Genomic DNA, 12,007 nt, shown 5'->3' with positions numbered 1-12,007 from the left:
AGTCCTACAACAGACTTTTTTCGACAGCAGAGAAGATGGGACCAGATACAAAGCCCATCAAAACAATGGCAAGAGCCATAACAACTGCCGTCACTGTGGTTGCATTCAAAGAATGGCCCGCGATCTCCGCGTTTCCTTCTTTCATGTACATCACAACAATTGGGCGCAGGTAGTAGTAAACACCGATCACAGAGTTCAACATACCCCAGACAGCCAGCCACAGAAGGCCTTCACCGATAGCTGCGTTGAACATATAGAACTTACCGAAGAAGCCCAGTGTTGGTGGGATACCTGCCAAAGAAAGCAGGAACACCGTCAAACACAGCGCCAGCATCGGACGTTGTTTCGCAAAACCAGCAAGATCATCGATGTTCACGATGTGGTTTTCAGATTTTTCCAGCATCGCCGCAATCGCGAACGCACCGATCGTCATCAAACCGTAAGCCAGCAGATAGAAGATCACACCAGAAGCACCAAACGCACCGTTGTCACTGACACCCGCCGTGATCAAACCCACCATCAGGTAACCGGAGTGAGCCACAGAAGAATAAGCGATCATGCGTTTGAAGTTGTTCTGCATGATAGCTGCGGCATTACCCACAATCATGGTGATAACAGCCATCCACTGAAGGATGTCGAACAGCTGATCAGAGCCCGTCAAAGACTTCGTCGCGATGATTCTCAAGAACGCTGCGAAGGACACTGTTTTCACCGCCGTTGCCATGAAAGCTGTGTGCGGCGTCGGAGCACCCTGGTAAACGTCCGGAGTCCAAGCGTGGAATGGAGCAATCGAAACCTTGAAGCAGAAGCCCAGGATCACGAAAGTCACACCAAACAGGAACAAACGGCTGGTCTGAACAAGTTCAGCAGCGTTGTCCATGAAGCTCAGGATGTTTGTGCCACCCGTGGAGCCGAAGATGAAAGCCACACCGTACAGGAAGATGGCTGACGCAAAAGAACCCAGGATGAAGTATTTCAAAGCCGCTTCTTTGGAAAGTTTTTCCTCGTGGCTCATTGCGATCATCAGGTACAGCGCCAAAGACATCATTTCCAGACCGATGAAGACCATCAACAGGTCCACCGCGGAAACCAGGATCAACATCCCCACCGCACTGCTCATCGCCAGGAAGATCAGTTCAGAGAACTGCTTGCCGGTTGTCGCCGGATTTTCGTACATCATAACCATCGCGGCACCCGCGCCAGCCAGGGCAATGATACCCATCCACTGAGTCACACCGTCGAAGATCAGACCGTTGTTGAAAGCTGTTTTGTCAGAGCCACCAAAGACCACCAACAACACAACCGCTGCCACGATACCCGTCAAAGCCTGACCCAGAGTGATCAGGGCATGTTGTTCGCGATTGCCACGAAGAACTTTCATCGTGATTGGCAGAAGACTTGCCAGGAACAACGCGATCATCGGAGAGATCAAAAGCACGTCGCTAAGACCAACATTGATATTCATTAGTTACCTCCTTGCGCGTGCGTAACTTCAGAGGCGCCCGGCTGAACAATCGTCAGATTATAATTGCTTCTGTTGTTCACCAAGTGATCGATGCTGGCTTTAGAGAAGTTCAGGAAATGATTCGGGAACAAACCCATCCAGAACACCATGATCACCAATGGAACCAGAACTGTGATTTCACGCGCATTCAGGTCATGCAGCGGATGATGCTCGTCTTTAACCAGCTCACCCTGCTCGCCGAAGAATACACGTTTAAACATCCACAACATATACACCGCACCCAGAACCACACCGGACACTGCGAAGTAAGCAAAGACCGGATGAGACTGGTAGGTACCCAGAAGGATGAAGAACTCGCCCACGAAACCGTTGGTCATTGGAACCGCGATCGAGGACAAAGTGATAATAAAGAAGAAGATCGTGAAGATTGGCAACACACCCGCCAAACCGCCGTATTTGGAGATTTCACGAGAATGCGTTCTTTCGTAGATCATACCAATCAGGATGAACAGCGCCCCGGTAGAAATACCGTGATTCAGCATCTGATAAAGACCACCACCCATGCCGTAAGCGTTGAACGCAAACAGACCCAGAAGGATGTAACCCATGTGGGATACGGAAGAGTACGCCACTAGTTTCTTTACATCTGGCTGAACCATCGCCACCAAAGCACCATAGATGATGCCCACAGTACCGATCAGCATGAACAACCAAGCCCAGTATTCAGAAGCCTCTGGGAACAAAGGAATCACCCAGCGCATGAAACCGTAGGTACCCATTTTCAGCATCACACCCGCCAGGATCACAGAACCTGGAGTCGGAGCTTCAACGTGGGCATCCGGCAACCAAGTGTGAACCGGGAATGCCGGAACCTTGATCGCGAACGCCAGAGCAAAGGCAAAGAACAGAAGTGTTTGAAGGCTGAAGAACGTGCCGCCCACAAACGGGATTTGCAGCTGATAGAAATCAAGCAAGCTTGCGCTCATCTGCCCAGTCGCTTCCTGAGTCAGGTACATCATATAGATGATCGCTACCAGCATTAGTACAGAACCCGCCATCGTATAGATGAAGAATTTCACTGTTGCATAGATACGGCGAGCGCCACCCCAGATACCGACCATGAAGTACATCGGAACCAGAGAAAGTTCCCAGAACACATAGAAGAAGACCGCATCCATTGCCAGGAAAGTGCCCAGCATCGCGGTTTGCAGGATGAACAGGCAAATGTGGAAGCCTTTTACGCGTTCAGTGATGGATGTCCAGCTGGCCAGGATAATGATCGGGGTCAGGAACGTGGTCAGCAGAACCAGCCACAAAGAGATCCCGTCGATACCCATGAAGTACTGGATGCCGAAGCGTTCAATCCACATGAACTTTTCCACCATCTGCAAGCCCGTCGCGGAAGCGTCGAAGCTTTTAAACAGGGAAAGGCTCACGATGAATTCAATCACGGAAAGACCCAAAGCCAGGTGGCGAACGGTGTTCGCCTTGGGCCAGATCGCAACTAACAGTGCGAATAGAAGAGGTAGGAAAACAATGCTACTCAGGATCATACATTACCTCATGATCACAAATGAAAGGGCCACAACCACGCCGATGCCGATGTACATGGCGTATTGTTGCATATTTCCGGTCTGAATCGAGCGGGCGAAGGAACCCATGCCACGCACAAGATCTCCAGCCCAGAAAGTCATCTTGTCGATGAAATTCACGTCGATGTAGTACCAGGTGTTTTTACTCAAAGAAACCAGCGGATTGATGATGAAACCAAAGTAGGCTTCGTCCACGAAGTACTTGTTGTAAACCATGTTGTAAACCGGCTTGATGCTTTCAGCGATCTTCTTCGGAGTCTCTGGAGACTTCACATAGAACTGATATGCCACGATCGCAGAAACAGTCGCCAGACCCACAGAACAGCCCATCAGAACCCATTCCGTTGTGTGATCAATCGCTGTCCAGCCCGGGATCGGAGAAATCAACGGGTGCAACCAGTGCTCCCAGAAGTTCGGCATGTGACCCAGGTGCTCACCGATAACATGAGGAACACCAATCCAGCCCGCGAACACAGAAAGTATCGCCAGGATGATCAGCGGAATTGTCATGATCGCAGAAGATTCGTGCGGATGAACATCAGCAGAAACTCGGCTCTTGCCCCAGAACGTCAGCGCCATCAAACGAGTCATATAGAACGCCGTCAAAGTCGCACCCAACACACCCGCCGCCCAAAGGATCGGAGAACCCATTGGAGAGTGGAATGCGTAAGCCAGGATTTCATCCTTGGAGAAGAAACCGGAGAACAGCGGAGTTCCGATGATCGCCAGCCAGCCCATCAGGAAAGTGATGTGCGTGATTGGCATGTACTTTTTAAGACCACCCATTTTGCGGATGTCTTGTTCTTCGTGCATTCCGTGAATCACAGAACCAGAACCCAGGAACATCAGGGCTTTGAAGAACGCGTGAGTCATCAAGTGGAACATCGCTGCCCCGAACGCACCCACACCGGCTGCCAGGAACATGTAGCCCAACTGAGACACCGTAGAGTAAGCCAGAACTTTTTTGATGTCGTTTTGAGTGATACCGATAGTCGCTGCAAACACCGCGGTCGCCGCACCGATGATCGCAATAACCATCATCGTGTTAGGAGCCATAATAAACAGTGGATTCAGACGAACGATCATGTACACACCGGCAGTCACCATTGTCGCCGCGTGGATCAGGGCGGAAACCGGTGTTGGACCGGCCATCGCGTCTGGAAGCCAAACGTACAAAGGAATCTGTGCGGATTTACCAGTCGCCCCGATGAACAAGAACATCGTACCCAGAGTCAAAGCCCCCAACCAGGAGGATTCAGCCACAGTTGGTGCCAAAGCGTTCAGTTCAGAGAAGTTCAAAGTGCCGAAGGTGATGAACAATACGAACATACCCAGCAAGAAGGCCGCGTCACCAATACGATTGGTGATGAAGGCTTTCATACCTGCCGCCGCTTTTTCTTTGTCCGTGAACCAGAAACCGATCAGCAAGTAAGAGCAAAGGCCCACGCCTTCCCAACCCACGAACATCACCAGCAAGCTGTCACCCAGAACCAACAACAACATGTTGAAGATGAACAGATTCAGGTAAGCGAAGTATTTCGCCACACCTTTATCGTGGTGCATGTAACCGATAGAGAACAAGTGGATCAGAGTACCAACACCGGTGATCACCAGAATCATGATGGCGCTGATTTGATCGACGACGAAACCGGCGTTGACCTTGAACTTATCAATCGCCATCCACTCAAAGAAGCTCACCGCAATACGGCGGGCTTCAGCGGGCATGGAAACCAGGTCCACAACCAGAAGGATTGCGGAAATAAAGGAGATCGCCACCGCAACCGTTGCGATGGAGCCAGCCACATTTCCAGAGTGTTTTTTATATCTGGCACCGTTGATCAGGAAACCAACGAATGGAGCCAGAATCAGGATTGCCATTAATAGAGAATGATTCACAGCTTATCCCCTATCCTTTCAAGTGCTCAAAGAAGCGAATATTCACTTCGTTGAATCGTTTAAAGATGGATACTGCCAGCGCCAGACCCACTGCCGCTTCCGCAGCCGCGATAGTCATAACGAAGAACACCATGATGTGACCATCCAGCAGGCCCAGGTATTTACTGAAAGCCACGAAAGTCAGATTCACAGAGTTCAGCATCAACTCGATGGACATCAAAAGAACGATCACGTTACGGCGAAGAAGAACGCCCGCCATACCCATAACAAACAAAAGTGCAGCCAGAACCAAGTAATGAGTCAGGCCGATATTATTGATGAACTCAGTGTTCATGTGTTCCACCTTTACTGCGTGCCAAAGCAACGGCACCCACTGCAATTACCAGAAGAAGAACGCCCAAAGCCTCAAATCCGAAGATGTATTTGGTGAACAAGATCTGTCCCAAAGCTTTGGTTGATTCCATGCCTGTACCCACCAGCACCGGATTATCTGTGGTTTTTTCACCCATCAGATTCACCGACATGGCGATGGCACCCACTACCAAGCCTGCAAACAGGCCGACAGAGGCGATTTTAACCACACCCGTGAACTTGCCACGAGTGAAGGCCTGAACGTCTTTCTTCAAGTCGAAGAGCATGATCACCATCGTGAACAAAACCATGACCGCACCGGCGTAAACAATCAGCTGAACGCCCGCGATGAAGTAGGCATTCAGAGTCACGAACAATGCGGAGATTCCCACCATGGTCATCGCCAGGCACAAAGCGGAGTAGATCGGATTGGACATCAAAATGACACTAAGGCCGGAGGCCAGAGTGACAAACGCTAAAAACCAGAAAAGAAATGCATCTGCTGTCATTTTAACTCCTTACAAAGATGCGATGTAGATCACAAAGGCTGTGATAATGGTGTTTGCCAAAGCCCAAGGAAGCATCGTCTTCCAACCCAGATCCATCAGCTGATCGTAACGGAAACGAGGCAAAGTCCAACGTACCCAGATGAAGACCCACATGAAGAAACCAAACTTGATGTTGAACACCAGGAAATGGATCAGCGCCACCAGGGCACTTGCCTTGCCGGCTGTGGAAGCAACACCCGCCGCCCATTCATTCAGCTCAGCCACAGACACGTAAGGGATCGTGTAACCGCCGAAGAAGAACAGCACCATCAGACCGGAAGCGATCATCATGTGACCGTATTCCCCGATGAAGAACATGTTGAATTTGAAACCGCCGTACTCAGTGTGGAAACCACCTACCAGCTCGGACTCACCTTCCGCCAAGTCAAATGGCAGACGGTTGGATTCCGCAAACGCGGCCGAGAAGAACAACAAAGCGCCCACTGGTTGATAGAAAATACCCCAGTTAGGAAGCCAGTTTGCGGTGATCGTGTGACCCAGGAAAGAGAACGCCAAAGGACCCTGCTGAGCCAGCGTCATTTCCGTCAGGTTGAATGTGCCATAAAGCATGATCACACCCACGATGGAAAGACCCAAAGCCAGCTCGTAAGAGATCGTTTGAGCGGAAGCACGAAGCGCACCCATCAAGGTGTACTTGTTGCCGGAACCCCAGCCCGCCATCAGCAATGTGTAAGCAGCCAATGAGCTGACACCAAGGATGAACACGATGCCCACGCCGATATCATAGCCCTGAACCAGGAAAGTGTAAGGACCCCAAGTGGAGCCGAACATTTCAAAGGTGCCTACCTGAATCGGAGAAGAAAGCGGAATTGCAGAGAAAGCCACTGCCCCCGGAATCAACGCGAAGATCGGAGCCGCATAGTACAGGAACGGCTTCGCAGTTTGCGGCATGAAGTTTTCCTTGTTCAGGAACTTCACCGCATCGGCAAGAAGCTGCACCAGACCCAGAGGACCCACGCGGTTCGGACCCAGACGATCCTGAATGAAGGCAGATCCACGGCGCTCAAGCCAAACCAAAATAGGCACTGCTTGAACCATCATCAGGAAGATGACGACCAGTTTTAAACCGTTGACGGTTATCTCGAAAATATCTTTACCCATTCCCATCGCTTAGTCCCATTCCAAAGCTTTAGATTTAACTTCCCAGAACAGCCCGAAGATGAAGATCGCGATGAAGATCATCATGGAAACGAAGACAAATGTGCCTTCGCCTGTCGCGATGAACTCACGGAATGAAATCGCCCAAGGGTACATGAAGATAATCTCGATATCGAAAAGGATGAAAAGGATCGCTGTCAGATAGTACTTAACAGAAATCTTTGTTTCCTTTTTCTCAATACCAGGAATACCGCACTCGTAAGGCTCGTACTTCACAGGGTTGTATACCGGTTTTGTCCCAGTAATGTTGGCTGCAAGCCAAACTAAAAAGGCTCCAAAAAGAGCAATGAAAATGACGATGAATATGACTCCACCGAGTGGCACTAGTCCCTCCAAAGTTGTCGTTATTATTTGGATTTCAATTAGTTATATATGTGTCGTCAGTGAAAACCAAGAAATATGAATGGAAACAAGGCGATAAGCGTGGCAAGATGAGCCCACCAAATGAAAGCCGAAAGCACTCACACAAGACTCGAATCCATCCTGGAGAGAGCCTTTGAAACAACTCGCGGAAAGATTCAAGTCACCGGGGCGGCGTCTCCGCTGGCGCTTGCTTACTTTTTGTCGCAGACTTACTCTAAAAAAATCAACGGCTTGCCGCATCTTGTTGTGACTGGCAGTCATCGTGAAGCGGTGACCTTGCAAGCCTTGCTGGAGTTCTTCGACCCGAGTCGTCAAAGTCATATTCTGCCTGCTTTCGATGTTTCACCCTACTCCGGCCTCTATCCCAACACCCAAGTCGTCGCCGACCGGGTTCGTTTCCTGGCAAAAGCTCAGTCGGCCAAAGCCGGAGAAATCTTCATATCCTCAGTTGACGCACTGATGCAGAAAACCCTTCCGGTGAAAATCCTGAAGGATCACTCCAAAACAGTTCGCGCCGGGGATGAGCTTCCCGAGAACCTTTCGGACTATTTTTCGTCCTTGGGTTACACCGCGGCTCCGATGGTTGAAGACAAGGGTCAGTTCGCGGTTCGTGGTGGTATCGTGGACATCTATCCACCCACCGAAAATCAGCCCGTGCGCATGGATCTGTTCGGGGATCAGGTGGAAAGCCTTCGTCATTTCAGTGTGGCGGATCAAAGAAGCTCGGACGAGATCCAATCCTTTGTTCTGACTCCGGCCCGCGAAGTTCTTTATCGCGATGAAACGCACGAGCGCCTTTTGCAACGGGTGCGCGCCTCGCTTGAGGGCCGCAAGGTGGATAAGGCGGAGGCCGAAGAAACCCTGCGATCCCTGGTGTTAAAAAATGCCTTTCCGGGCATTGAATTCCTGCTTCCATTTTTCTACGGCGAACTTGCCACGCCGGCCGATCATTTCCCGGGCGCTTTGAATCTGTGGTTCCTGGATCCGGTGGAGATCTCTCGCTGTGCTGATGAAATGTGGGCGGAACTCAAAGCCGATCACCGCACCAGCGACGCTCACGTGATTCGTCCGGAGCTTGAAGACATCTACGTCAACTTTGAAGCTTTGGCCTATCCGCTCAACTCTCGCCAGGTGTATTTCTCTTCCTTGGAATACTTTGACGAAGAAAACTCGGACGATTCCCGCGTTGAGTATCGTACGGCAATGACTCAGGATTTTACAAACCTGGCATTAGCCAACGCAGTCGGCACCGAGCAGTGGCTGCAGGCCGCGACCAACAAACTTCATCGCTGGCGTGATGAGGGTTATCGCATCTTTGTCAGCACCAAGAATCAGTCCCATATCGACCGGTTGTCTTTGGTGTTTGAAAAACTGGAACTTAAAGCCGTTCGTACAAGCAGCGATGAATACCGCTGGGATTCGTGGCTGCAGGAACAGGATCGTGAACAAAACATCGTTCACATCGTGCCCAGATACCTTGCTGAAAGCCTGCGTCTGGAGGAAGAAAAGATCATCTTCCTGCGCGACGAGGACTTCTACGGCAAAAAACAGCGCGCTAAAGAATCCAGCGGCGCCCAGGATTTCCAAAAGCAGGCCAAGCGTCTGTCCTTCGGTGATTTAAAACCCGGTGATCTGGTTGTTCATACCAAACACGGGATCGGCCAGTATGAAGGCCTGAAAATCATGAATATCAGCGGCGTCGAATCTGAATACATCCAGGTCGGCTACAAGGATAAAGACAAACTTTATCTGCCCGTGTACCGCGTGGGTCAGCTGCAGAAGTTCTCGGGCGCTGGCACCAGCATCCTGGACAAGCTGGGTGGCACAGCCTGGGAAAAAACCAAAGCCAAAGTCAAATCTCACGTGCGCGACATTGCTGCGGATCTGTTGGCCTTGTATGCGAAGCGTGCTGAAATGCACCGCCCGGCTTTTGTGATTAAAGAAGACGAAGTGCTGATGTTTGAAAACGGTTTTCCGTATGAGGAAACCGACGATCAACTTCGCGCCATCAATGACATCCGCAAAGATCTTAAATCCACAAAACCCATGGATCGGCTTGTGTGCGGCGATGTGGGCTTCGGTAAAACGGAAGTTGCCATGCGCGCGGCGTTCTTTGCCATTCAAGCCCGCAAACAAGTGGCGGTGCTGGCACCGACCACTGTTTTGACCTTCCAGCACTTTGAAACCTTCAAAAAACGTTTCGAAGGCTGGCCGGTGGATATTCGCGTGCTGAATCGTTTTGTGACTCCGGCTGAAGTGAAAAAGACTTTGCAAGATTTGAAAGACGGCAAAGTTGATTTGATCGTGGGCACGCACAAACTGCTGGGTTCCTCGATTGCTTATAAGGACCTGGGACTTTTGATTATCGACGAAGAACAAAAATTCGGCGTCACTCACAAAGAGAAAATCAAAAAGATCAAAACCAGCGTCGACACCCTGACGTTGTCAGCGACACCGATTCCGCGCACGCTGAATATGGCTTTGGTGGGCATTCGCGATCTGAGTTTGATCAACACGGCTCCCGTGGATCGTCTGCCCACTCGAACGTTTGTAACGAAGTTTGATCCGGAAACCATTCGCAAAGCCATCACTGCGGAAATTTCTCGCGGTGGTCAGGTGTACTTCATCCACAACCGCATTGAATCCATCTATGGCCTGGTCGATGAAATTCGTCAGATTGTGCCGGAAGCAAGGATTCGTGTGGCCCACGGACAGATGGAAGAGCACGAACTTGAAAAAGCGATGCTCGCCTTCTTCCATCACGAAATTGACGTGCTGGTGTGTACGGCGATTGTGGAATCCGGAATGGATGTGCCACGTGCGAACACCATGTTTATTGATACGGCACACTTGTTTGGCCTGTCCCAGCTTTATCAGCTTCGCGGACGCGTGGGTCGGTCCAAAACACGGGCTTACTGTTATTTGATGATGCCAAGAAATCACAAGCTCGATAAAGAGCAGCAAGAGCGTCTGAAAATCATTCAGGAAAACACCGCCCTTGGCAGCGGCATCAAGATTGCCCAGTACGATCTGGAACTTCGTGGCTCCGGGAATATCCTGGGCGAGGAACAATCCGGTCACGTCAACTCGGTCGGTTATGAAATGTACATGGATCTTCTGAACGAAGCCCTGGCGGAGGCCAAGGGTGAGTCGGTTGAAGACATGGATCTGGATCCAGAACTGAATTTGAAAATCCCGGCGCTTATTCCGGATGCTTACATCAAGGACATCCGCATTCGTCTGGGTTACTACAAAGCTTTGGCGGATATCACGTCCAACGAAGAACTGGATCGCATCGAAGAAGAGCTGCGTGATCAGTTCGGACCGATCCCGGAACAAACCGTGAACTTGATGGGCCTTATGCTGATTCGTCGTCAGTGCAAAGAACTGGGCGTTCGTGATATCAGTGCCGGACTCAAATCCATCTCTTTGATCTTCACCGAGAAAACCAAACTGAGCCCGGAAAAGGTGATTCAGCTGGCGATCCGTGAAAGCAAAAAGTATTCACTGACCCCGGACAACCGCTTGAACATCAAAATGAGCACCATCACCTGGTCCGCGGTTCACGAAGAAATCGATGCTCTGTTAAGACTTATCTAGAATTCCAAACGAAGGCCGCCACCGAACAGGAAGTCTGTGGTGGTGTCTGGATCATCCGGCGCTTCGGTTTTTGCATACTGAGTCGCATAGACGTCGATGAAGGTGTTTTCAAGACCCCAGTTGAACGTGCTTTGTTTCGCCGACTCGTAATCAATCCAATCAAGCTGGATCAACAATCCCACCGTGTAGTTGTAGCCCATCTGAGTGGTTGCCGAGAATGAATCCGTCGCACTTTTTTCCGAGAATCCCATCTGCCAGACGTTGATTCCCACATAAGGGGCCACGTATGGTTCATTCATCAGCATGTCGGCCGTGAATTTAAAGCCGATGCCATATTTGGTGATTTCAAGACTGCGATCGCTGTTGCCGTCGACTTTACCAACGCCGTAGAAAGCACCCGCCGCCAAAGAGCCCAGCATGAAGTTGTATTTATAGTCCACACCCAGCTGAATCAGGTTCACCGTGTCCGAACCAAAAACAGCTTTGTAGGATTGACCGTCCAAAGTGGAAATGAAGTTTTTAAATTCGATTGCCTCATAATCAAACGACACATACGTGCCGTGATTTTCACGTCGGACTTTGTAGTCAGCCAGATTGTCCTGACGAATCTGCACTTCCACCAAAGGAAGGTTTTCCAAGGTCGGGCTTGGCGTCGGCTCGGCATATCTTTGAACCGGAGCCTCAATCACAGCGGGCTCCTCAGGAGCTGGCGCAACTTCTTCCGTTTCTGCGGTGGAAGTTTCTTCAGATGTTGTTGTGGATTCTTCCGCGAAGGGGTCTGATTCTTCATCCACGTCGGTGGTTTCTACAGGTGTTAGATCGTCAAAGTCAGCCGGGGCTTGTTGCTGCTGTTGAATCTCGACATCGTCAGCAGCTTCCACTTCTTGCTCGATATCTTGAGCATAAGCAGAAAAGCCCACCATCAAGGTCAGCAGAATACATACTTTTGATTTAAGACTTTGGTGCAATTTCATGCTGTCTCTCAAATCTCGTCTGGCCTCGTATTGGCCAAG

9 protein-coding genes are annotated in these 12,007 nt (G+C 50.4%); 1 reads left to right on the top strand and 8 read right to left on the bottom strand.

What is annotated here, in order from left to right; all coding sequences use genetic code 11:
• Positions 1 to 4: 4 nt before the first annotated feature.
• The 7 genes from ACNQKP_RS04240 to ACNQKP_RS04210 are packed head-to-tail and all read right to left on the bottom strand — an operon-like array spanning position 5 to position 7,355.
• The gene (locus ACNQKP_RS04240; RefSeq protein ID WP_417863041.1) at positions 5 to 1,465 is read right to left on the bottom strand and encodes an NADH-quinone oxidoreductase subunit N; all 1,461 of its coding nucleotides are present in this window, start codon (positions 1,463 to 1,465) and stop codon (positions 5 to 7) included.
• Positions 1,465 to 3,018, bottom strand: a complete 1,554-nt coding sequence (locus tag ACNQKP_RS04235) for a complex I subunit 4 family protein (protein ID WP_417863039.1) — start codon at positions 3,016 to 3,018, stop codon at positions 1,465 to 1,467. The genes ACNQKP_RS04240 and ACNQKP_RS04235 overlap by 1 nt, the downstream gene beginning before the upstream one ends.
• Before the next feature lie 3 nt (positions 3,019 to 3,021).
• The gene (nuoL, locus tag ACNQKP_RS04230; protein ID WP_417863037.1) at positions 3,022 to 4,935 is read right to left on the bottom strand and encodes an NADH-quinone oxidoreductase subunit L; all 1,914 of its coding nucleotides are present in this window, start codon (positions 4,933 to 4,935) and stop codon (positions 3,022 to 3,024) included.
• Positions 4,936 to 4,963: 28 nt separating this feature from the next.
• Positions 4,964 to 5,287 (bottom strand): NADH-quinone oxidoreductase subunit NuoK, encoded by a 324-nt coding sequence (nuoK, locus tag ACNQKP_RS04225; protein ID WP_011166187.1) that lies wholly within the window; start codon positions 5,285 to 5,287, stop codon positions 4,964 to 4,966.
• A complete protein-coding gene (locus ACNQKP_RS04220) occupies positions 5,277 to 5,813 on the bottom strand; it encodes an NADH-quinone oxidoreductase subunit J (RefSeq protein WP_011166188.1) in 537 nt (178 codons plus the stop codon). The genes nuoK and ACNQKP_RS04220 overlap by 11 nt, the downstream gene beginning before the upstream one ends.
• A 9-nt stretch (positions 5,814 to 5,822) precedes the next feature.
• Entirely contained in the window at positions 5,823 to 6,974 is a 1,152-nt protein-coding gene (locus ACNQKP_RS04215; protein ID WP_226987860.1) for a complex I subunit 1/NuoH family protein, read from the bottom strand.
• Between the two features lie 9 nt (positions 6,975 to 6,983).
• Positions 6,984 to 7,355 carry an NADH-quinone oxidoreductase subunit A gene (locus ACNQKP_RS04210; RefSeq protein ID WP_144313889.1) on the bottom strand — a complete coding sequence of 124 codons (372 nt, stop codon included), beginning with the start codon at positions 7,353 to 7,355 and terminating at the stop codon, positions 6,984 to 6,986.
• Positions 7,356 to 7,475: 120 nt separating this feature from the next.
• On the opposite strand from ACNQKP_RS04210, the gene mfd reads away from it, so the two are divergent.
• Positions 7,476 to 10,994, top strand: a complete 3,519-nt coding sequence (mfd, locus tag ACNQKP_RS04205) for a transcription-repair coupling factor (protein ID WP_417863033.1) — start codon at positions 7,476 to 7,478, stop codon at positions 10,992 to 10,994.
• Here the strand turns inward: mfd and ACNQKP_RS04200 are convergent.
• A complete protein-coding gene (locus ACNQKP_RS04200; RefSeq protein ID WP_417863031.1) occupies positions 10,991 to 11,968 on the bottom strand; it encodes a hypothetical protein in 978 nt (325 codons plus the stop codon). The genes mfd and ACNQKP_RS04200 overlap by 4 nt on opposite strands.
• Positions 11,969 to 12,007: the final 39 nt, after the last annotated feature.

It is taken from the genome of Bdellovibrio bacteriovorus (genome assembly GCF_048286975.1).
In the GTDB taxonomy this organism is placed as follows: Bacteria; Bdellovibrionota; Bdellovibrionia; order Bdellovibrionales; family Bdellovibrionaceae; genus Bdellovibrio; species Bdellovibrio bacteriovorus_H.
Note: the sequence above shows the minus strand (reverse complement) of the source record. Positions and strands in the feature narration are given on the sequence as shown.

Coding starts and splice junctions, on each gene's coding strand:
- ACNQKP_RS04240 (WP_417863041.1), bottom strand. CDS start 1,465: ATGAATATCAATGTTGGTCTTAGCGACGTGCTTTTGATCTCTCCGATG.
- ACNQKP_RS04235 (WP_417863039.1), bottom strand. CDS start 3,018: ATGATCCTGAGTAGCATTGTTTTCCTACCTCTTCTATTCGCACTGTTA.
- nuoL (WP_417863037.1), bottom strand. CDS start 4,935: ATGGCAATCCTGATTCTGGCTCCATTCGTTGGTTTCCTGATCAACGGT.
- nuoK (WP_011166187.1), bottom strand. CDS start 5,287: ATGAACACTGAGTTCATCAATAATATCGGCCTGACTCATTACTTGGTT.
- ACNQKP_RS04220 (WP_011166188.1), bottom strand. CDS start 5,813: ATGACAGCAGATGCATTTCTTTTCTGGTTTTTAGCGTTTGTCACTCTG.
- ACNQKP_RS04215 (WP_226987860.1), bottom strand. CDS start 6,974: ATGGGTAAAGATATTTTCGAGATAACCGTCAACGGTTTAAAACTGGTC.
- mfd (WP_417863033.1), top strand. CDS start 7,476: ATGAAAGCCGAAAGCACTCACACAAGACTCGAATCCATCCTGGAGAGA.
- ACNQKP_RS04200 (WP_417863031.1), bottom strand. CDS start 11,968: ATGAAATTGCACCAAAGTCTTAAATCAAAAGTATGTATTCTGCTGACC.